The organism is Actinoplanes sp. NPDC051388 (genome assembly GCF_055586225.1).
Map to the genome: position 1 here is coordinate 429,512 of NZ_JBVJIP010000001.1, position 20,602 is coordinate 450,113.

Sequence of the window (20,602 nt, forward strand, 5' to 3'; positions counted from 1 at the left end):
CGAAACTGTCGTACCCGCCTCCTAGGGTTCTGGCATGACGAGCTGGCAGGAGATCGAGCGAGATGCGCCGGAGTTCGCGGCGCGAGTCAAAGCGCGTTTCGACGCGGGCACCAACAAGACCTTGGCGACTTTGCGGCGCGACGGCGCACCACGCATCAGCGGCAGCGAGGCGGCGTTCAAGGAGGGCGAGCTGACCTTCGGCATGATGCCGGGGTCGATGAAGCTGCTCGACGTCCGGCGCGACCCCCGCGTCGCCATGCACAGTCCCACCCTGGAGCCACCGGCCGACGCACCGCAAGACTGGCCGGGCGACGCAAAGATCGCCGGCACCGCGGTCGAGACAGAGCCGCCGGCGGACAACGAGATGGCAGGCTCAGGCTTCTTCCGACTGGACATCACCGAGGTCGTGCTGACCTATGTCGGAGATCCAGCCGACCACCTGGTGATCGAAACGTGGCATCAGGGCCGGGGTTACGGCCGCCAGAAGCGAAAGTGACCTGTGGTGCGGACACCCTGGGGCAGAGTCGGGCGACCGCACCACAGGAGCGATCCACCGTCCCAGATGGACGGTGCCCCGCTCCCGACGTTATGCGTGATCGCCGACGTTAGGCAACCCTCCGGACGGTCGGGAAAACCCAACACCACAAATGCACAATCAACCGCCGCATCCAGCCCATCGACCTGCCTAAATGCAACGAACCGAGATCTCCACTTCAAGCCCCGAGAACCTGCGATCCCGCCCTCCACAGTCATCCCGTCCGACGGAGATCCAGACACAACAAATTCCCGGCAAACCATGCTTGCGTTCGGCGTCAGCGGACACGTCAGGCGCGCCCGACGACCGATCCACCTTCAGCGCCCGGTGCCGCGTCCGATCCGGCTTCCGGCTCCCGCCTGGCTCATCGGGCTGCCTTCCCGACCGCCAGCCGTCTCTGTCTCCGACCGCGCCAGCCGTTTGCCGTCTGGTTTCTGTCCCTGCACCGGCCGTCCCTGGCGCCGGCTATCCCGTGCATCGGTCGTCCCTGCGCCGGTCGTTCCGGGCACCGGCTATCCCGTGCACCGGCTATCCCGGGCACCGGCTATCCCGTGCACCGGTCGTCCCGTGCACCGGTCGTCCTGGGCGCCGGCCGTCCCGGGCACCGGCCATCCCGTGCACCGGTCGTCCCGTGCACCGGTCGTCCCTGCGCCCGTCGTTCCGACTGCCGGCCATCAGGCGTTGTGGTGCTGCCCGCCGGTCCTCGCGGCCGGCGGTTGTCCTGGCCATCAGTGGTGCTTGCCGTCAGCCGTCGCAGCCACGGGTCGTTGCGTCCGCCGGCAGCGCGGGGCTGGACTCCTCATGACTGCGGTTAGCGCCTGCTCTGGCAGCATTCGGCTAACGCAAGCATCGGCTCGCTCGTGTTTGGCATGGACGGCGTCAGCGCCCAATTTTCTGTGGCCTCACCAGTCGCGCCGGTCTCGCAATGAGGAGACGCCGGGACCGTACCGGCTGAAGCCGTGTGACGCGGGATTTCAGCGTGGCAACCAGCGGTTCGTGAAGAGGCCGCGAAGGGGAACCCATGCGGAAGGGTTGGCCTCAGGGGCGGGTCAGTTGCACCCGATCTGCGGGGTGGACCTTGACGGTGCCGTCAGGAAAGGTGACCACCAGAACGGGGACGCCTTCGCCGAGGCGGTATGCGCGCCGCTCCGAATCGGTCGGCATGCGCGCACCGACACGTTGGCCCCGCGCCAAGGTGATCAGCTCGATCTCCTCCGGCACGCGCACGAACGTGCCACGCGGCCGCTCGACACTCACCAGGCCCTCGGTGCGCAGCTGCGCGATCGCCTGGCGCACCGTCGTGCGACTGATGCTGAACTCCTGCGCCAGCCGCAATTCGCTGGGCAGCGGATCACCCGGACCGAGCGCACCGGACTCGATCTGGCTGCGCAGAATGTCGGCAAGTTGCCGGAAGACCGCGCGGTCGGCCGAGGGATCGATCATGTTACCCAGCTTACGTGCCACGACGCTCCATCCCGTTGTACCTACAGCCCCATGTAGATACAATAACCCTACCGCACTGAGAAGGCCGAGCTTGATCGGGCGGTGGGCGGCGACGGCCGGTTTGATTGTTGTGTTTGGCCAGCTCCAGACGCACATCCCCGGCCGTCGCCTGCTCAGAACCAGCCACCCAAGACCTTTGTGGAGAGAGGCCCAGACGACAGCATCAACAGCCGTCGAGACGCAGTCCATGACCGGATGGCGTCGCCTTCATCCCAAGCCACTGAGTCACTGAGATGCTGTCGCTGCAGGCCGGAGTCACGCGGCCGGGCTGCACAGTGGTCGGCGCCGCGCTGGCCTGGATCGCCCAGGACGGACCTCGGGCGGCAAAGTCCTGGGTGGCAAAGCTGCTGCCGGAGTATCTCGCGCTGGTGAGAACCGCGGCCAATGGCCCGCGTTCTGCCATCTCGCCAACAGTTGGGTGGCTCCCGAGGCCAGCCGCCGAAGGAACCAGTCATCAGCCGTCCTGCCATCAATTCCAAAAGGACTGACGGCGCGACCATATGCTGTGTTTGGGATCAGATGGTTCGCGTGTGCCGGCCGAGGTGGTCAAACTCCGAAGTGGCCGTGCCGAACGAGTGGCGTCGTGCTTCCGAGCCTCGGCTAGGGACCTGCAGCGTGCCGGCGCCGGAGCCGGCGCGACGCGGGAGTAGTTGGCGAGTCCAGCCCGAGGCGGCAGCGAGCCGAGTGGCAGCGGCCGAGGCCGCCGATTGTGACGGCGAGGAGTCGGCGATCGGCCGTGCGGCTGACGGCACCGTCAGACTGCTGAGTCGGTCAACAGGGCCGAGCGGCAAGGATGGTTACTGTCGATCCACGATGCCCGGGCGGCTGCCGGGCTGTGCGGCGCGGTGTCTGCACTGCCGTGTGGCTGCTTCGGCTGATTACGCCGAGCGACAGGAGTTTGCTGCTGCCGATCCGCGATGCTCGGGCGGCTCTTGGGCCGTGCGGCGGGTGTCTGCACCGCCGGGTGGCTGCGCCGGTCGACTTGGGCGAGCGGCAGGGGTTGTGGCTGGGCGGTTCACGGTGCCCGGGGTGACTCCTCGGGCCGTGCGGCGGGTCGTAGCACCGCCGGTTGACTGGGCCCGTGAGGTCGGGTGCCGGCCATGGCCTCCAAGTGTTCGCCACCACGTGGACTCCGTAGGCGGGTCCTCGGTGGGTACTCCGATGGAGACTCTGGGGCCGGGTGTCCGACGGCTGGGCCGCGGTCAGATTGCTGCTGAGTTGATTATCCAGGCTAGGAATCGCTCGTAGAGGTCCGGTGGCGCATGTTTTCCGGGGCCGGTCATGTCGTCAATCGCGTCATGCAACTGGCAGGCCATGTAGATGCAGAGCACCGACGGGAAATCCTGGAACTCGGCTAGTAGGGCCTCCTTTGCCTGTGCGCAGGGCCACGGTTGTCTGCATGCCGTGCAATCCCATGAGGGCCGGACCCAGAAGTGGTCGGTCCGTTGAGGTTCCGTCACCAGGCGCATCCACTCTCCGGGTCGCTGTCAGGAGGCGCAGCGGAGCCATCGTCAGTTCGGGCCGAACGCCGATCCTGCGACGGCCAACGCCAATCGGCTGGGCCGGTGGCGCCGGCCTCCGGCGAGTTGAGCTGGTCGGGCACGCCGAGGAAGGGACCCGAGATAGGTTCGAGCCAGTCGGGTGCTGCGCGTTGTTCAGCATGGGTTGGCGGTGGGTGGAAGCGGTCAGGTGATGGCTGCAGCCATGTGGCCCGGCCCGTGGGGTGGTTGGGTGCCGGCTGTCTGGGGTGGACTGAACCCGGATTGGTGCGATCCGCCTGAGCCGGGGTGAGGTTTCCGGCGCGGCCGACCTCTCGGCTGTCTGCGTCTCGGCGGGACCCGCCGATCAGCATCGCCTGCGCCGGCGTCGGCCCGACCCCAGCTCCCACCAGGACGTGCTGCGCCGACTCTTCGAGCTCGGCTCTCAACGTGGTCAGCAGCCGGATCACCAGCTCTTCGGCCGGTTCCAGGGCGGCCGGCGCCAGCCGGGATTGGTCGGCGGCGTTCGCCAACAGGTTGAACGCCGTGTGCGTGGCGATCGCGCCATAGGACAGGTCGGGTCGGCCCATCGCCGGCAGGGTGGCGCGGCCCCGAGTCGGATGCGGGAGAAGGTCAGCGGGAAGCGGCAGATCGGAGTGGCCGGGCGTCGTTACGCGGTCGACGCACGGCTCGGCCAAGCCGCACGAGCATCGCCGCCAGAGGGTCCGCCAACTGCGGCGGTGCATCGGCGCCAGGGGCACCGACGGGATAGGCTTACGACTGGTGGTCATGAGACTAGCATAGTTGACTTGTGACTAGCTGTCTTCTGGGAAGTTGATAAAGGACTATTAGTCCCGCGCCTACGGTTGATCTCGTGGCAGCGAAGCAGATCCGACTCATGGGCGCTCATGAGATCCGCATCCGCCTGGGTGGGGTCAGCCGCCAGCGTGCGTATCAGATCACCAGCCGCGCCGACTTTCCCAAGCCGGTCGCCGATCTGGCGCAGGGCAAGGTGTGGCTGACCGAGGATGTCGAGGCGTGGATGAAGGTCCATCGCCGCGATCTGGACGAGCCGGACGACTGACCGGGCCGCACTGCGAGGCGGCTCGGCGCAGGTCCGTGCCGCCGCATGCGGACGTGTCTCAAGCATCGGTCTCTTCTCCTTTGTCTGATCGGTGTGCCCGCGACTTCGGCGCGGCCAGCGCGACGCCGGTCTCGCGGCGGACGACCAGGCCCATGGCTTCCAGCAGGGACAGTCGGCGCAGCACCGTGCGCACGCTCAGCCGCGCCGTGTTCGCCAGCTGATCCGGATCCGCCGTGCCGCGCCGCGGCACTGCCTCCAGCACCAGCGCGGACTCTTCGTCCAGGTGATCGCGGGGGTGTTCCGGGCCGCGAGGTCGTTCCGAGCTGTGATCGCCGATCTTCCCGATCTCCTCGAGCACATCGTCCAGCCCGGTCACCAGCCGCACCGCCGTGGCGGCCGCGCGCAGCACCTGGTGGCAGCCGACCGACATCGCCGACGTGATCGGGCCGGGCACGACCATCGCCTTGCGGTGCAACTCGAGCACGCGGCCCATCGTCTGGGTCGCGCCACTGCGGGCCGCGGCCTCCACCATCACTGTGCCCTCGGTCGCCGCGGCGATCACCCGGTTGCGGATCAGGAAGCGGTGCCGCAGCGGATCCGACCCCGGCGGCCATTCGCTGATCAGCAGCCCGGTCTCGGCGATCCGCTCGAACAGCGCCGCGTTCCCGCTCGGATAGGGCCGGTCAACCCCACAAGCCAAGATCGCGACGGTACGCCCACCGGCCGTCAACGCCGCCCGATGCGCCGCGGCGTCGATGCCGAACGCCCCTCCCGACACCACGGTCCACTCGCGCTCGGCCAGGCCATAGGCGAGTTCGGTGGTGACGTGCGAGCCATAACTGGTCGCCGCCCGGGCACCCACCACCGCCACCGACCGTTCGAACATCTCGTCCAGCGCGAAGTCACCCCGCACCCAGACGCACAACGGCGGCCGGACATGGTGGTTCACCGAGCCAGGCCTCGCGGACTCGAGAAACGCCAGCTCATCGACCCGGACCGGCCATTCGTCGTCGGACGGCACGACGATCCGGGCACCGAGCCGCTCGGCGCGGCGCAGCGCCACTTCCGCGACCCGGCGCGGGTCGCCGTTCTTGTTCCGCGCCTTCACCGCCGCCCGCAGACCGGGGTCGCTGACCTTCCCGCTCAGCACCTCTTCGAGTGCCGCGGGCGCACCGACCCGCTCCACCAAAGACCAGATCGGCCGGTTGCCGGGTTCGGCAAGCCACGTCAGCGCCACCCGTGCCGCCCGATCAGCGGCCGGATCGGCGGGCCCGGACCCGGCGACCGAGGCCGGCCCAGCGCCGACCGGCACAGCCCGAAGATGCCGATCCCGCGCCGCGACAGCACCCATGACCGGCGTCGGCGCGCCCGCACGCGGACCGGCCTGCGCAGCGAGATCGTCGGGCCGGGCGATGGGCGCGGCACGTGCCGACGAGTCCACGGGACGATCCACCGAGGCTGACCGCGTAGCGGATGCAGGAGGGATCGGAGGCGGGCCGGGCGGCGTCGGGGATCGGTCACTCGGCACAGCCGGAATCGAAGGCCGGTCGCGAGAAGCTGCCGGAGTCGGAGGCCGCTCGCTGGACACCGTCGGGTTCATCGGCCGCCCGCCTGGAGCGGCTGAGTGGGAAACTCCGTCGCCAGCACCCAAGGAAACCAAGGGCCGATCGGTCGGTGTCGTTCGGACCGCGGGCTGGTCGCCAGGATCAGACGGGACCGTGGGCTGGTCGGCAGGATCAGATGGGACTGCGGGCTGGTCGGCAGGATCAGATGGGACTGCGGGCTGGTCGCCAGGATCAGACGGGACCGCGGGCTGGTCGCCAGGATCAGACGGGACCGCAGGCCGGTCGCCAGGATCAAATGGGACTACGGGCCGGTCGTCGGGTGTCGTTGAGGCCTTGGGTCGGTCGCCTGAACCAGCCGGAGGCGAAGGCCGGTCGCCGCGAACCGAGGGGACTGCGGGCCGGTCGCCCAAGGCGGGCAGGTCGGACCGGTCAGTGGAGGTGGGTGAGATCAACGGCGTCGGGTGGACTGCGGGCCGGTCGCCCAAGGCGGGCAGGTCGGCCCGGTCGGTGGAGGTGGGTGAGATCAACGGCGTCGGGTGGACTGCGGGCCGGTCGCCCAAGCCGGGCAGGTCGGCCCGGTCGGCGAAGGCGGGTGAGATCAACGGCGGCGGCCGGAAGGGTGGGAAGGCGAGGTTGGCGGGCGGGTTGCGGTCACCGGAGACGATCATCGGTGGTCCTCGCGATCATGTGCTTCTCCCATGCGTAGCTGGGCGGCCTCGTCCACATCGGAGCCGCCTGGTCTGGTCTTTCCGTCAAGATCGGCGATGGTCCAGGCGAGCCGCAGCACGCGATCGAAACCGCGCGCCGACAACACCCCCCGGTCCAGCCCGGCCCGCAACGCCGCGGTGTCCCGCGACGGCAGTCGCCACGGCGGCCGGCGCAACTGCGGCCCGGGCACGTCCGCGTTCACCCGCCACCCGTCCGCCGACCAGCGCGCCGCCGCGGCGGCCCGGGCCTTCGCCACCCGCTCGGCCACCGCGGCCGACGGCTCGGCCGGCGTCACGCCGGTCATCAGCTGTGCGGCGCTCAGCGGCCGCAGGGTGATCTGGATGTCGATCCGGTCGAGCAGCGGGCCGGAGATCCGGGCCAGGTAGCGCCGCCGGACGCTCGGCGGGCAGGTGCAGTGCTGATCGCCGGCCGGTTTGGCGCAGGGGCAGGGGTTCGAGGCGATCACCATCTGCACGCGGGCCGGGTATTCCGTGGTTCCCCTGGCGCGCGCCAGCACCACCCGCCCGCTCTCCAGTGGCTGGCGCAGCGCCTGCAGGGTGGCCGTGGCCAGTTCGGCCGCCTCGTCCAGGAAGAGCACTCCGCGATGGGCCAGCGACAACGCGCCGGGCCGGGCCAGCCCGGATCCGCCGCCGATCAGCGCGGCCTGGCTCGCCGAGTGGTGTGGCGCCTGGAACGGCGGCCGCCGCACCAGCCGGCCGTGTGGCGGCAGCACCCCGGCGATCGACTGCAGCGCGGTGACCTCGAGAGCCGCCTGATCGTCGAGCTCGGGCAGCACCGATGGCAGTCGCTCGGCGAGCATCGTCTTTCCCGCTCCGGGCGGCCCGAAGAGGGCGATGTGGTGGCCGCCGGCGGCGGCGACCTCGATGCCGTATCGACCCATCTCCTGACCGGAGACGTCGGCCAGGTCGGGACCGGGCGGCGTCGGTGGCTCCACCCCGGCGGGTGGGTCGAGCAGCAGGTCCTCGCCGCGGACGAAGGCGATCAGCCGGGCCAGGGTGTCGACGCCGCGCACGATCACCCCGGGCACCACCGTGGCCTCGCCCGCGTTGGCCAGCGGGACCACCACGCGGGTGACGCCTTGGCGGGCCGCGGCGGCGACCATCGGCAGCACGCCGCGGATCGGCCGGACCGCGCCGTCGAGTCCGACCTCGCCGAGCACCACCACCCCGTCGAGGTGGCCGGGTGGCAGCTCACCGGCGGCGACGAGCAGGGCACAGGCGATGGCGAGATCGAATCCGCTGCCGTGTTTGGGCAGGGTGGCCGGCTGCAGGTTGACCGTGATCCGGCGCTGCGGCCAGGCCAGCCCGGAGTTGACCACGGCCGCGCGGACCCGGTCGCGGGCCTCGTTGAGGGCGGTGTCGGGCAGGCCGGTCAGCACTACCGCGGGCAGTCCGGGGGACAGGTCGGCCTCCACCTCGACGACCTGGCCGATCACCCCGGTCAGGCCGGCGCAGAGCACGCGGGCGTAGCTCATCTCAGAACGCCGCCCGAATGTGCTCGACCTGGGTGGCGCCGCGTCGCTGGGGGAGCACCTCCACCACGTCGAACCGCAGGTCGCGGGGGTGTACGCCGGACTGCTCGAGCCAGCGCATGGCGAGCCGGCGCAGGCGGCGCACCTTCTCCGGCCGGATCGCCTCCACCGGCCGCCCGAAGGTGTCGCCGCGCCGGGTCTTCACCTCGCAGAAGACCACGTCGTCGCCGTCGCGCAGGATGAGGTCGACCTCGCCCTCGGAGCAGCGCCAGTTGCGGTCGAGCACGACCAGCCCGGCGGCCGTCAGATATCGCTCGGCGACGCGTTCCCCGTACTCTCCGACCGCTTTTCGCACCTTCGTCATGGCGGTCACCGTGCCGGGGGCGGGACAAGGGCGCGACCAGGCCTGTGGACAGAGCGCGATTGTGGATAACCGCTCGGTGACCTTCGATGCGTGATATGCGCCGAACAGTGGCGTGACGGTCCGTGGTCCCCTAAGTTTCTGACCCGTGGACGGAAACCCCCGCTACACCGACGGGCAAGAGCCGAGCTGGTACGCCGGACAGAGCCAATACGGCAGTCCTCCGGCGAACCCCTACGACTCGGGTGTGCACGAGCGCCCCAGCGGCGCCTTTCGCCTGCCGGACCAGCGTGACGGCGGGTACGCGCCCGATCCGCTGACCTCGACGGGCAGTCACGCCCGTCCGGTCACCGAGTCGGCCGCGCACGAGCAGACCCGCGTCCCGGTACGCGGCCCCGAATACCCCGCCGTCCGCCCGAGCAACGCGACGTCGCTGGCCGACGCCCCACCGGCGAACGCCTACGCGAGCGGCCCGGGTCGCAGCGTGGCGCCCTACGACGAGCCGACCAGCATGGTCCCGCCGGTGAACCGCTACCAGCCGGAGCCGCGGGCCGGCGACAGCGTGTATCGGACCCGGCGTCCCGTCTCGTCCGTGATGATCGCGATCCTCACCGCCGTCCTGATGATCCCGGCGATCATGCTGCTGATCAACGCGACCTTCGGCGACGGCCCGATGCTGGCCGGCGGCGTCGTACCGGCGATTCTGCTGACGCTCGGACTCCCGCTCACCGGCATCGGGCTGTACTCGGTGGCCGGCGGAGTGCAGGGCGGACGGGAGGCCTGGCTGCGCGTACCCGTGGCGTACCTCCCGCTCGGGATCTTGATCTTGATGGCCGCCGGCCTGGGCGCCGCTTGAGGCCGGGTCCGGCCTAGCCCGGCGGAAGGCAAATCGCCAGAGGGCGTATGCTTGCCACCGGCGACCGCCTCGTGCGGTCGACCTCGCGTGCCCTCTGCACAGTGCGCCGGCTCAGCCGGCGACGCATCGCAGCGGCGGCCCTCCCTGGTCCCGATCCTCATCGGGCCCACCTGCGGCCGACGACCGGGCACCAGGACGCCCACCGCCGGTGAGCGTGACAACCAGGGATTCATAGGGAGCAACCCACCATGGCCGTCGTGTCCATGCGTCAGCTGCTGGAAAGTGGCGTCCACTTCGGGCACCAGACCCGGCGCTGGAACCCGAAGATGAAGCGCTTCATTTTCACCGAGCGCAACGGTATCTACATCATCGACCTGCGCCAGACCCTCGAATACATCGAGAAGGCCTATGCGTATGTCCGGGACACCGTCGCCGAGGGTGGTCACATCCTCTTCGTCGGCACCAAGAAGCAGGCCCAGGAGGCGATCGCCGAGCAGGCGACGCGCGTGGGCCAGCCTTATGTGAACCACCGCTGGCTGGGCGGCATGCTCACCAACTTCCAGACGGTCTACAAGCGTCTGCAGCGGATGAAGGAGCTCGAGGCTCTGGGTGACCTGAGCGGCACCGCCGCCGGTTACACCAAGAAGGAGACCCTGCAGCTCTCCCGCGAGAAGATCAAGCTCACCAAGACCCTCGGTGGTCTGCGGGACATGACCAAGGTGCCGTCGGCGATCTGGGTGGTCGACACCAAGAAGGAGCACATCGCCGTCGACGAGGCCCGCAAGCTGGGCATCCCGGTGATCGCGGTGCTCGACACCAACTGCGACCCGGACGAGGTCGACTTCCCGATCCCGGGCAACGACGACGCGATCCGCTCGGCCGAGCTGCTGACCCGGGTGGTGGCCAGCGCCGTCGCCGAGGGCCTGATCGCCCGGTCCGGCCGCAACCGGAGCAACGCCGACGACAAGCCCGAGCCGGGCACCGTCGCGGCCGGCGAGCCGCTGCCCGAGTGGGAGCGCGACCTCTATGAGGGCGCGGAGAAGAAGGCCGCCGACACCGATGCCACCCCGGCCGAGGCGCCGGCTGCTGCCGTCGCCCCCGCTGAGGCCGCCCCCGCCGAAGAGGCCGCCCCGGCCAAGGCCCCTGAGCCCGTGGCCTCCGCCGCCGAGTAATTCCGAATTCGAGAGAGCGAGTCATGGCTAACTACACCGCCGCGGATGTGAAGAAGCTCCGCGACCTCACCGGCGCCGGAATGATGGACTGCAAGAAGGCGCTCGACGAGTCGGACGGTGACTTCGACCAGGCTGTCGAGTTCCTGCGCATCAAGGGCGCCAAGGACGTCGGCAAGCGGGCCGGCCGCACCGCGGCCAACGGCATCGTCGCCCACTCGGGCAAGGCGCTGCTGGAGCTCAACTGCGAGACCGACTTCGTGGCCAAGACGCCGGACTTCGTGGCTCTGGGCCAGGAGCTGGTCGAGCTGGGCGCGGCCCAGAAGGTGGCCGACGCCGCGGCGCTGAGCACCGCGACGATGGCCGACGGCCGCACGGTGGCCGACGCGATCCAGGACTTCTCCGCCAAGATCGGCGAGAAGATCGTGGTCAACCGGTTCGCCGAGGTCGACGGCACGGTGGCGATCTACCTGCACCGCAAGGCGCAGGACCTGCCGCCGCAGGTCGGCGTCCTGGTGGAGTACTCGGGCAAGACCGACGAGGCCGGTGACGCGGACGCCCGCGGGATCGGCATGCAGATCGCCGCGATGCGTCCGAAGTTCCTCACCCGGGACGACGTCCCCGCCGAGACGGTGGAGTCGGAGCGCCGGATCGCCGAGCAGACCGCTCGCGAGGAGGGCAAGCCGGAGCAGGCGCTGACCAAGATCGTCGAGGGCCGGGTGAACTCCTTCTTCAAGGACTACGTCCTGCTCGAGCAGCCGTCGGTGACCGACAACAAGAAGACGGTGGCCCAGGTCGCCAAGGAGGCCGGGATCGAGATCACCCGGTTCGTCCGCTTCGAGGTCGGCCAGGAGTAAGCAGTAACACAGCCTTCGGGATGGGGAGGTCGGGATCGCGATTCTGCGCCCGGCCTCCTCGTCACATAGGGTCTCTGCAGAAAGCCGGATGGGGAGGGCGGATCTCATGACGATGGTGACCGAGCAGGCCGTTCGGGTCGACGATCCAGCGGCTTCGCCCGCGAGGCCCCGTCGGGTGGTGCTCAAGCTGTCCGGCGAGGTGTTCGGCGGCGGCCAGGTCGGTGTCGACCCCGACGTGGTGCAGGGCATCGCCGGCCAGATCGCCACGGTCATCCGGCGCGGCGTGCAGGTCGCCGTGGTGATGGGCGGCGGCAACTTCTTCCGCGGCGCCGAGCTGCAGAAACGCGGCATGGACCGGTCCCGCGCGGACTACATGGGCATGCTGGGCACGGTGATGAACTGCCTGGCGCTGCAGGACTTCCTGGAGAAGGAAGGCATCGAGACGCGGGTGCAGACCGCGATCACGATGGCTCAGGTCGCGGAGCCCTACATCCCGCTGCGCGCGATCCGGCATCTGGAGAAGGGCCGCGTGGTCATCTTCGGCGCGGGCGCCGGCATGCCATATTTCTCGACCGACACGGTGACCGCCCAGCGCGCGCTGGAGATCCACGCCGACCTGGTGCTGATGAGCAAGAACGGCGTGGACGGCGTCTACACCGCCGACCCGCGCACCGACCCGACGGCGCGGAAGATCGAGCGGATCACCTTCGCGGGCGTCCTGCAGCAGGGTCTGCGGGTGGCCGACCAGGCAGCGTTCAGCCTGTGCCAGGAAAACGACCTGCCGATGCTCGTCTTCGGCGCCCAGGGTGAGAACACGATCGTCCGCGCGGTGAGCGGCGAGAAGATCGGCACCCTGATCACCGCCTGAGCACCAAACCCAAATCTGAGCAGCACGAATGAGCCGAGGAGGCGACGCAGCGGTGATCGAGGAGATCCTCTTCGAGGCCGAGGAGAAGATGGAGAGCGCGGTCGAGCACGCCAAGGAGGAGTTCGCCGCGATTCGCACGGGACGCGCCACCCCGGCGATGTTCTCGAAGATCGTCGTCGACTACTACGGAGCCCCGACCCCCGTGACGCAGATGGCGTCGGTGGGAGTGCCGGAGCCCCGCATGGTGATCGTGAAGCCGTACGACGCGTCGCAACTCGGCCCGATCGAGCGCGCCATCCGTGATTCCGACCTCGGGGTCAACCCCAACAACGAGGGCACCCAGCTCCGCATCCACCTGCCGCAGATGACCGAGGAGCGGCGCCGCGACATGATCAAGGTGGCTCGCAGCAAGGCCGAGGAGGGCCGGGTCGCGATCCGCAATGTCCGTCGCAAGGCCAAGGAGCAGCTGGACCGCCTGGTCAAGGACGGCGAGGCGGGCGAGGACGACGGCCGGCGCGCGGAGAAGGAACTCGACGACGTGACGCACCGGTACGTGGCGGTCGTCGACGAGTTGAGCAAACACAAGGAAGCCGAGCTGCTCGAGGTCTGATGTCCTACCTCGATCCCCGCGGCGGGCCGCCTTCCTCAGATGACCAGTCGTCCCCAGGGGACGCACCGGGGCCTTATGCCGCCTATTGGGCTCCAGCCGAGGAGAAGCGGCCGGAGAGCCTGGCGGACGTGCCGCGGGCGGTTCCGGAGGTCGGCCCCGAGTGGAACGCTCCGACCGCCGCGACCTCGACGTCCGAGGCGGAGTTCGCCTTGACCGCCGGGCAGCGTGGTCCGGGCAAGCGCCGGGCCGATGCCAAGACCGCCGGGCGGGCGGGTCGCAACCTGCCCGCCGCGCTGGCCGTCGGCACCACGCTCGGCCTGTCCGTGCTCGCGTCGCTGGAGTTCTGGAAGCCGGCCTTCCTCGGTCTGATCGCGCTCGCCGCCGGCGTGGCGATCTGGGAGATGTCGCGCGCGCTGCGGATCACCGGCGCCGAGCCGCCGTTGATCCCGCTGATCGGCGGCGGCCTGCTGATGGCCGGGCTGGGCTGGTTCGCCGGCGAGGACGCGGTGGTGCTCGGGCTGGTGGTGACGGTGCTGGCCGCGGTCGTCTGGCGCCTGGCCGATCGCCCGAGACAGTTCCGCACCGACTTCCGGGCCAGCCTGCTGATCACGGTCTACGTGCCGTTCCTGCTCACTTTCGGCATCCTGCTCGCCCAGCCGACCGAGGACGGCGACTGGCGGGTGCTCTGCACGCTGATCGCGGTGATCCTGTCCGACACCGGTGGCTACGCGGCCGGCGTCTTCCTCGGCAAGCACCCGATGGCCCCGGCGATCAGCCCGAAGAAGTCCTGGGAGGGTTTCGGCGGCTCGGTCGTCGCGGCCGCCGTGGGCAGCTCGATCGTCATGTATTTCATGCTGGACATCCCGTTCTACTGGGGTCTGGTGTTCGGCGCGGTGATCTCGGTGGTCGCGGTGGTCGGCGACCTGGCCGAGTCGATGCTCAAGCGCGACCTGGGAATCAAGGACATGAGCCGGCTGCTGCCCGGGCACGGCGGGGTGATGGATCGGCTCGACTCGATCCTGTTCGCGGTGCCGACGGCATATCTGCTGCTGACACTGATCTCGCCGCCGGGATAAGCGATGAGTGACGATCCGGCCGGGCGTGGGAGACTGGGAGCGCCATGACGACTCTTCCGGTCATCCCGACCAGCCCCGACACGCCTGACTCCGTCCGCACCAGGAGGCGGGTCAGCATGCCCCCACGCCACCTGGCGGATCTCGACCTGGCGGGCCGCAAAGCGGCCGTGACCGGGCTCGGTGAGCCGGCCTTCCGTGCCAAGCAGATCTCCACCCACTACTTCGGCCGGCTGGTCCGCGACGCCGCCGACATGACCGACCTGCCCGCCGCCTCCCGCGAGCGGCTCACCGGCGACCTGCTGCCCCAGCTGCTCACCCCGGTCCGCGAGATGGCCTGCGACGACGGCGCGACCCGCAAGACGCTGTGGAAACTGCACGACGGCGCGCTCGTGGAGAGCGTGCTGATGGGTTATCCGGACCGCGTCACCGCTTGTGTCTCCAGCCAGGCCGGCTGCGGCATGGCCTGCCCGTTCTGCGCCACCGGCCAGGCCGGGCTGACCCGCAACCTCTCGGTGGCCGAGATCGTCGACCAGGTGGTCTATCTGGCCGGCGTGGCCGCGTCCGGCGCGGTCACCGGCTCACCGCCGCGGCTCTCCCGGGTCGTCTTCATGGGCATGGGCGAGCCGCTGGCCAATTACCCGCGGGTGCTCGAGGCGGTCCGCCGCCTCACCGCACCGGCGCCGGAGGGCCTCGGACTTTCGCAACGGCACATCACCGTCTCCACCGTGGGGCTCGTGCCCGCAATGCGCCGGTTGATCGCCGAAGAGCTTCAGGTGACCCTTGCGCTGTCCCTGCACGCCCCCGATGATGATCTGCGCGATGAGCTTGTGCCCGTCAACCAGCGTTGGAAGGTGGCCGAGGTGCTCGGAGCCGCGTTCGACTACGCGGCGCAGACCGGACGCCGGATCTCCATCGAATACGCCCTGATCAGGGACGTAAACGATCAGCCCTGGCGCGCCGACCTGCTCGGCAGGCTGCTGCACGGCAAGCTGGCCCATGTGAATCTCATCCCGCTGAACCCGACGCCGGGCAGCAAGTGGGATGCCAGCCCCAAGCCGGTCGAGCGCGAATTCGTCGCCCGGCTGCGTGCGGCCGGTGTCGCGACCACGGTCCGCGACACCCGGGGCAGGGAAATCGACGGCGCGTGCGGCCAACTGGCCGCGAGTGAGGTGACGGAGGCGGGCGCAGGGGGCCCCGCAGCCGACGCGGAGGTGGCACAGTGACTGGGTTGAGAACCCAGCAGGCGGAGTGGGAGACGTTGTGACGAGTCAGGGACAGCGTTTCCGCCGGCGCGCGCTCAGGCGCGGCTACAAGGTGGATGAGGTCGACAGCTTCCTCGACCGGGTGGAGGCGACCCTGGCCGGCGAGCAGATCGGCCCCCCGGTCGGCGCGCAGGAGGTGCACGACGTGGTCTTCCGCGTGCGCTTCGGCGGTTATGACGAGTGGCAGGTCGACCTGCACCTCGACCGGGTGGAGCGGCAGCTCGCCGAGTTCGAGGAGCGCGGTGGCCGGGCGCCCGACCCCCGCATGCAGCCCGAGCCGATGCGCGGCGCGGCCGGCGGCGGTGGCATGCCGGTCGACCGGATGGGCCCGTCGGTCGGCCGTCCGGCTCCGCCCACCGAGCGCATCCAGATGCCGCCCCAGATGCCCCAGCGCCAGCAGATGCCCGCTCCCGCCCCCGAGCCGACCTACGGCCGCGGTGGTTATGAGGAGCCGTCCTACGGCGGACAGCCCCAGCGCAGCGCCCCCGGCGGTTACGACACCGGGTCCTATGAGTCGTTCGAGCCGGGCCGGCACGGCCGGACCGACATGACCGCCGAGATCCGGATGCCCGAGCGGGAGCGCGATCGCGACCGCGGTGGCTATGGCCCCTCGCCGATGAGCGGCCCACCGATGTCGGCCTCACCGATGTCGGGTCCGCCGATGGGCGGCGGCCCGTCGATGGGTGGCGGCCCTCCGATGGGCGGCCCGCCCGCCGGGGCGAACGGTGAGCTCTATCGCGTCGACCAGCTGCGGCGCACCTTCCAGCCGCGGCGGTTCGGCAGTGGCTACGACCCGATGCAGGTGGACCGGCTCTTCGAGAGCATCCTGCAGGCGATGTCCGGCCGCGGCCCGATGCCGGTCCCCGAGAACGAGCTCGACACGCTGCAGTTCGGGCTGGTTCCGGGTGGCTACTTCGAGGCCGAGGTGGACGCCGCGCTGCGCGAGGTCAAGGACATCCTGCTGCGACGCCGGTGAGGGCCGGGGGCAGCGCCCCCGGCACGATCACTGATCGTTGGGCCGCAGACCGTTGCGCCGCAGCACCGCGTCACCGATCACGATGCCGATCAGCAGCAGCGCGGTGAGCAAGAGGTAGATGTTCTCGGTGTTGCCCTCGTGGTTGCCCCAGAAATACATCAGCATGATCACCGCCGATCCCAGCGCTCCGCGCCGGGCCCATTTGCGGTTGCCCGGCTTGAGCTGGTCGGGTGCGTAAACCGGCTCTTCAGCCACGATGCGGCCCTCCTGCGGCGTGAACGATCTTCCGCATCATTTTCGCACGACGGCTCCGCGCGCAGCCCACCAACCCGCACCCGGTACCTTCGATGCCGTCGGAAGTCGGAACCGAGGGAGTTCTACGGTGCGGATCACTGGCACGGGGCACGCGAGCATGCGGATCGACACGGCCGCCGGCAGCATTCTGTGCGACCCGTGGGTCAACCCTGCATATTTCGCCTCCTGGTTCCCGTTCCCGGACAATTCGCAGCTCGATTGGGAGACGCTCGGCGACGTCGACTATCTCTATGTGTCGCACCTGCACCGCGACCACTTCGACGCGCAAAACCTGCGGCAGCACATCAGCAAGAAGGCGACCGTGCTGCTGCCCGAATACCCCACCAGTCAGCTCGAGGACGAGCTGCGCGAGCTGGGCTTCACCAAATTTCTGAAGACGAAGTCGAACGAGGTGCACGAGCTCGACGGCGGCCTCAAGGTGATGATCCAGGCGCTGATCAGCCCCACCGACGGCCCGATCGGCGACTCCTCACTGTGGGTCGAGCACGACGGCATCCGGGTGCTCAACCAGAATGACGCCCGCCCCACCGACCTGACCACGTTCGCCGAGCTGGGCCACGTGCACGCGCACATGCTGCAGTTCTCCGGCGCGATCTGGTACCCGATGGTCTACGAGCTGCCCGAGTCGGCCAAGCGCGCGTTCGGCAAGCAGAAGCGGGACCGCCAGTTCGACCGCACCTGGCGTTACATCGACGACCTCAAGGCGTCGCACGTCTTCCCGATCGCCGGACCGCCGTGCTTCCTCGACGACGAGTTGTGGCAGTTCAACGACATCTTCGGCGACGAGGGCAACATCTTTCCGGACCAGTCGGTCTTCATGTCGGAATACGCGAAGGTCGGCGGCACCAACGGCATCGTGCTGCTCCCCGGCAGCGTGACCGAACTGTCCGAGAAGGACGCGACGACCACGCACCCGACCGACGTCGACGAGTTCTTCGCCGACAAGCAGGTCCACCTCGAGGAGATGCGGGAGCGCAAGCGGCCGATCATCGAGGCCGAGAAGGCGTCCTGGCGACACCCCGAGATCGACGTGCTGGGCGAGCTCAAGAAGCGCATCGAGCCGCTCCTGGAGGAGTCGATCTATCTGGCCAAGGGGGTCGGCGGTCCGGTCCGGTTCGACTTCACCGACTCGTTCGGCACCGACGGCGAGGTGGTCGAGTCGATCGTCGTGGACTTCCCCGGCAAGCAGGTGCGCCCCTACGCCGACGAAAAGGTGCGTTACCGCTTCAAGACCGGCCGCGCCCTGATCGAGCACCTGATCCACATCGACGAGGGCGACTGGGTCAACTCGCTCTTCCTGTCCTGCCGCTTCTCCGCCGCCCGCATCGGGCAATACAACGAATTCGTCTACGCCTTCTTCAAGTGCCTCTCCGAGGAGCGCCTGCAATACGCCGAGGGCTGGTATGACGAGCACGAACGCTCGGTCGACGCGGAGGACACCGAGCTGGGCGACTGGACCGTGCAACGCCGCTGCCCCCACCTCAAGGCCGACCTGAGCCGCTTCGGCATCGTCGACGGCAACGTGCTGACCTGCCAGCTCCACGGCTGGAAGTTCGACCTGCCCTCGGGCCGTTGCCTGACCTCGGTCGGCCACAAGATCCGAGCCGAGAAGAAGAGCGAATAGACCTTCATCGCCCCGCTGGGTGGGTGTCACCGGCCGTCGCTCCCGCGGAGACCGGGCGGGGACCCACCTGACGGTGGCCCACGCCCTGCCGGCTGAGTGAGTGGCTCACCGCCCACCTCGCATCCGCATGGTGGCCGGTGCTTGCCACACGCGTTGGCGACCGCCCGCAGAAGTGGGATCCTGGCCGGGTCGTCCTCGCGCCCGACCCGTTTCCGGCCGTCCACTCAGGAGCCGCAGCCGATGGCCGCATTGCTGTACCGCCTCGGCACCTTCTCATTTCGCAGGCGCCGACTTGTCCTGGCCGGCTGGATCATCGCCGCGGGCGTCATTCTCGGCGGCTCATTCTGGTGGACCGGCCCGGCCACCGATGGCCTGCAGGTGCCCGGCACCGAAGCGCAGCGGACCCTCGACGTCCTGGAGCGGGAGTTTCCGAGCGCCACGACCGGCAACGCGACGGCTCTGTTCCTGGTCGTCGCCGCTGAGGGGGCGACCCTGGCCGAGTCGCCCGGCAAGGATGCCGTCGCCGGCCTCATCCAGCGTCTCGGCGCAGTGCCGCAGATCTGGAACGTCACCACCCAGGCGGAGATGCCTGTCAATGAGGACGGCCGGCTCGGCACGATCGGGATTTTGTTCGTCGTGCCGCCGGACGAACTCACCGTGGCGGCGCGTGAAGCCCTGACCACAGCCATCACCGAGAGCCGCGCCGCCGGGCTCACCGTCGAGGGCTACGGTGACGCGCTCGAATCCGAGCCCGAGCTCGGCACCGCGGAGATCAGCGCCTTGGCGCTGCTGCTGGGACTCGCGCTCGGGCTCGGCTACGTCCTGCTCATCACCTCGCGCTACCGCTCCGAACTCGCCCGAGGGCGCCATGGTGCGGATGCCGCCGGTCGGGCGGTCGCCACCGCCGGCTCCGCCGTCGTCGTCGCCGGCCAGTTCGTGATCATCCCGCTGGTCGGGCTGACCGCAGTCCGGGTCCCAGTCCTGACCTGGATTGGCCTCGGAGCCGCCGGTGTCGTAGCCGTGGCGGTCCTGATCTCGCTGACCCTCCTTCCCGCGGTGCTCGGCTTCGCGGGTCACCGGCCCGCTGGGCGTGGGCACACCGCTCAGGCAGGCGAACGGACGGTTGCCGGCCACCGCTGGGTCATGCTCGTGCTGCACCGCCCGATGGCCGCTCTGGTGATCGGGGTCGCGGTGCTGGGCATCGCCGCCGTCCCGGCTCTCGGCCTCCGGCTGGGTCTGCCCGACTACGGGACCGCCCCGGTGGACTCGACTCAACGCAAGGCGTACGACCTGATCTCCAAGCATCTCGGCGCTGGATACAACGGTCCACTGATGGTGGTCGTGGAGGGCGCGGACGGGACTGAGGTCCACACGACGGTGACCGCCCTGCCCGGTGTGTCAGTCGCATATCAGCCGCTCGCCTCCGACACCGGCGCGGTGTCGCTCGTCCAGGTGATTCCCCGGACCGGCCCGAACGACGCGGCCACCGCCGACCTCGTCCGGGCGATCCGCGAGGCGACCTCCGACCTGCCCGGCCGCGTCTCGGTGACCGGCCTCACCGCCCTGAACATCGACACGTCCGAGCAGATCAGCGACTACCTGCTGCCCTACCTCGGATTCATCGCCGCGCTGGCCCTCCCGCTCCTCATGATGGTCTTCCGATCCGTGCTGGTGCCCGTCACGGCGACGCTCGGTTTCCTGCTCACCATCGGAGCGACGTTCGGCGCCATGGTCGCGGTGTTCCAGTGGGGCTGGCTCAACGGCCTGCTCGGAGTGCCCGCGACCGGACCGATCGCCAACCTGCTGCCGATCCTCATCGCCGGGATCGCGTTCGGCATCGCCATGAGCTACCAGGTGTTCCTCGTGCTCCGTATGCGCGCGGAATACGTCGCCCGTCCCGATCCGCGAAGCGCGATCATCGAGGGGTTCTCGGCCGGCGCGCGCACCGTGACCGCCGCCGCGATCATCATGGTCGGCATCTTCGCCGGTTTCGTGTTCGCCCCGGACGTCTCCATCAAGATGCTCGGGCTCGGGCTGGCCGTCGCGGTCCTGGCCGACACCTTCCTGGTGCGGATGACGATCGTGCCGGCGGTGCTCGCGCTGCTGGGACGTTCCGCGTGGTGGCTGCCGGACGGGCTCGACCGGGCACTGCCCGATCCCGACATCGAGGGCGACCGCCTGATCACTCCGGTCCGACACGAAGTCGTTGCCGCGTCTGGACCAGTTTCGGACGCATGACCGTCATCTCAGCGGCTCGTGAGCC

The 20,602-nt window shown here is 69.6% G+C and carries 18 protein-coding genes; 12 read left to right on the top strand and 6 right to left on the bottom strand.

The window, feature by feature from the left end; genetic code table 11:
* Positions 1-34 precede the first annotated feature (34 nt).
* The gene (locus tag ACZ6TI_RS02080) at positions 35-496 is read left to right on the top strand and encodes a pyridoxamine 5'-phosphate oxidase family protein (protein ID WP_465343111.1); all 462 of its coding nucleotides are present in this window, start codon (positions 35-37) and stop codon (positions 494-496) included.
* 1,077 nt (positions 497-1,573) lie between these two features.
* On the opposite strand, the gene ACZ6TI_RS02085 is transcribed toward ACZ6TI_RS02080, so the two are convergent.
* On the bottom strand, positions 1,574-1,978 hold the full coding sequence (locus ACZ6TI_RS02085) for a GntR family transcriptional regulator (RefSeq protein ID WP_465343112.1): 405 nt from the start codon (positions 1,976-1,978) through the stop codon (positions 1,574-1,576).
* 1,516 nt (positions 1,979-3,494) lie between these two features.
* A complete protein-coding gene (locus ACZ6TI_RS02090; protein ID WP_465343113.1) occupies positions 3,495-4,214 on the bottom strand; it encodes a hypothetical protein in 720 nt (239 codons plus the stop codon).
* Positions 4,215-4,414: 200 nt separating this feature from the next.
* Here ACZ6TI_RS02090 and ACZ6TI_RS02095 point away from each other — a divergent pair, with 200 nt between their 5' ends.
* Positions 4,415-4,600, top strand: a complete 186-nt coding sequence (locus ACZ6TI_RS02095) for a DNA-binding protein (protein ID WP_465343525.1) — start codon at positions 4,415-4,417, stop codon at positions 4,598-4,600.
* A gap of 58 nt (positions 4,601-4,658) precedes the next feature.
* Here the strand turns inward: ACZ6TI_RS02095 and dprA are convergent, their stop codons facing one another.
* The 3 genes from dprA to ACZ6TI_RS02110 form a co-directional block, all read right to left on the bottom strand.
* Entirely contained in the window at positions 4,659-5,912 is a 1,254-nt protein-coding gene (gene dprA, locus ACZ6TI_RS02100; protein WP_465343114.1) for a DNA-processing protein DprA, read from the bottom strand.
* Positions 5,913-6,829: 917 nt separating this feature from the next.
* Positions 6,830-8,368 (bottom strand): YifB family Mg chelatase-like AAA ATPase, encoded by a 1,539-nt coding sequence (locus ACZ6TI_RS02105; protein WP_465343115.1) that lies wholly within the window; start codon positions 8,366-8,368, stop codon positions 6,830-6,832.
* Between the two features lies 1 nt (position 8,369).
* The gene (locus tag ACZ6TI_RS02110; RefSeq protein WP_465343116.1) at positions 8,370-8,729 is read right to left on the bottom strand and encodes a YraN family protein; all 360 of its coding nucleotides are present in this window, start codon (positions 8,727-8,729) and stop codon (positions 8,370-8,372) included.
* 145 nt (positions 8,730-8,874) lie between these two features.
* Here ACZ6TI_RS02110 and ACZ6TI_RS02115 point away from each other — a divergent pair, with 145 nt between their 5' ends.
* The 8 genes from ACZ6TI_RS02115 to ACZ6TI_RS02150 all read left to right on the top strand — a co-directional run bounded on the left by ACZ6TI_RS02115 (position 8,875) and on the right by ACZ6TI_RS02150 (position 16,400).
* Positions 8,875-9,582 (top strand): hypothetical protein, encoded by a 708-nt coding sequence (locus tag ACZ6TI_RS02115; RefSeq protein WP_465343117.1) that lies wholly within the window; start codon positions 8,875-8,877, stop codon positions 9,580-9,582.
* A 248-nt stretch (positions 9,583-9,830) separates the two neighbouring features.
* Complete coding sequence (gene rpsB / locus ACZ6TI_RS02120; protein WP_465343118.1) at positions 9,831-10,754, top strand: 30S ribosomal protein S2; 924 nt, start codon at positions 9,831-9,833, stop codon at positions 10,752-10,754.
* A gap of 23 nt (positions 10,755-10,777) precedes the next feature.
* Positions 10,778-11,608, top strand: coding sequence for a translation elongation factor Ts (gene tsf, locus ACZ6TI_RS02125; RefSeq protein ID WP_465343119.1), 831 nt, complete (start codon positions 10,778-10,780; stop codon positions 11,606-11,608).
* A gap of 106 nt (positions 11,609-11,714) precedes the next feature.
* On the top strand, positions 11,715-12,476 hold the full coding sequence (pyrH, locus tag ACZ6TI_RS02130) for a UMP kinase (protein WP_465343120.1): 762 nt from the start codon (positions 11,715-11,717) through the stop codon (positions 12,474-12,476).
* 52 nt (positions 12,477-12,528) lie between these two features.
* Complete coding sequence (gene frr / locus ACZ6TI_RS02135) at positions 12,529-13,086, top strand: ribosome recycling factor (protein WP_465343526.1); 558 nt, start codon at positions 12,529-12,531, stop codon at positions 13,084-13,086.
* Positions 13,087-13,214: 128 nt separating this feature from the next.
* The gene (locus ACZ6TI_RS02140; protein ID WP_465343121.1) at positions 13,215-14,162 is read left to right on the top strand and encodes a phosphatidate cytidylyltransferase; all 948 of its coding nucleotides are present in this window, start codon (positions 13,215-13,217) and stop codon (positions 14,160-14,162) included.
* 44 nt (positions 14,163-14,206) lie between these two features.
* Entirely contained in the window at positions 14,207-15,385 is a 1,179-nt protein-coding gene (gene rlmN / locus ACZ6TI_RS02145) for a dual-specificity RNA methyltransferase RlmN (RefSeq protein WP_465343122.1), read from the top strand.
* Between the two features lie 37 nt (positions 15,386-15,422).
* Positions 15,423-16,400, top strand: coding sequence for a DivIVA domain-containing protein (locus ACZ6TI_RS02150; protein WP_465343123.1), 978 nt, complete (start codon positions 15,423-15,425; stop codon positions 16,398-16,400).
* Positions 16,401-16,427: 27 nt separating this feature from the next.
* On the opposite strand, the gene ACZ6TI_RS02155 is transcribed toward ACZ6TI_RS02150, so the two are convergent.
* Entirely contained in the window at positions 16,428-16,655 is a 228-nt protein-coding gene (locus ACZ6TI_RS02155; RefSeq protein WP_465343124.1) for a DUF2631 domain-containing protein, read from the bottom strand.
* 127 nt (positions 16,656-16,782) lie between these two features.
* Here ACZ6TI_RS02155 and ACZ6TI_RS02160 point away from each other — a divergent pair, with 127 nt between their 5' ends.
* Together ACZ6TI_RS02160 and ACZ6TI_RS02165 are read left to right on the top strand one after the other, a co-directional pair.
* Entirely contained in the window at positions 16,783-18,339 is a 1,557-nt protein-coding gene (locus ACZ6TI_RS02160) for a Rieske 2Fe-2S domain-containing protein (RefSeq protein ID WP_465343125.1), read from the top strand.
* Between the two features lie 240 nt (positions 18,340-18,579).
* The gene (locus ACZ6TI_RS02165; RefSeq protein WP_465343126.1) at positions 18,580-20,577 is read left to right on the top strand and encodes an MMPL family transporter; all 1,998 of its coding nucleotides are present in this window, start codon (positions 18,580-18,582) and stop codon (positions 20,575-20,577) included.
* The last annotated feature ends 25 nt before the right edge of the window (positions 20,578-20,602 follow it).

Excerpts from the sequence above, each read along its gene's own strand:
- ACZ6TI_RS02080 (WP_465343111.1), top strand. The coding sequence starts at position 35 with ATGACGAGCTGGCAGGAGATCGAGCGAGATGCGCCGGAGTTCGCGGCG.
- ACZ6TI_RS02085 (WP_465343112.1), bottom strand. The coding sequence starts at position 1,978 with ATGATCGATCCCTCGGCCGACCGCGCGGTCTTCCGGCAACTTGCCGAC.
- ACZ6TI_RS02095 (WP_465343525.1), top strand. The coding sequence starts at position 4,415 with ATGGGCGCTCATGAGATCCGCATCCGCCTGGGTGGGGTCAGCCGCCAG.
- ACZ6TI_RS02105 (WP_465343115.1), bottom strand. The coding sequence starts at position 8,368 with ATGAGCTACGCCCGCGTGCTCTGCGCCGGCCTGACCGGGGTGATCGGC.
- ACZ6TI_RS02110 (WP_465343116.1), bottom strand. The coding sequence starts at position 8,729 with ATGACGAAGGTGCGAAAAGCGGTCGGAGAGTACGGGGAACGCGTCGCC.
- rpsB (WP_465343118.1), top strand. The coding sequence starts at position 9,831 with ATGGCCGTCGTGTCCATGCGTCAGCTGCTGGAAAGTGGCGTCCACTTC.
- tsf (WP_465343119.1), top strand. The coding sequence starts at position 10,778 with ATGGCTAACTACACCGCCGCGGATGTGAAGAAGCTCCGCGACCTCACC.
- pyrH (WP_465343120.1), top strand. The coding sequence starts at position 11,715 with ATGACGATGGTGACCGAGCAGGCCGTTCGGGTCGACGATCCAGCGGCT.
- rlmN (WP_465343122.1), top strand. The coding sequence starts at position 14,207 with ATGACGACTCTTCCGGTCATCCCGACCAGCCCCGACACGCCTGACTCC.
- ACZ6TI_RS02165 (WP_465343126.1), top strand. The coding sequence starts at position 18,580 with ATGGCCGCATTGCTGTACCGCCTCGGCACCTTCTCATTTCGCAGGCGC.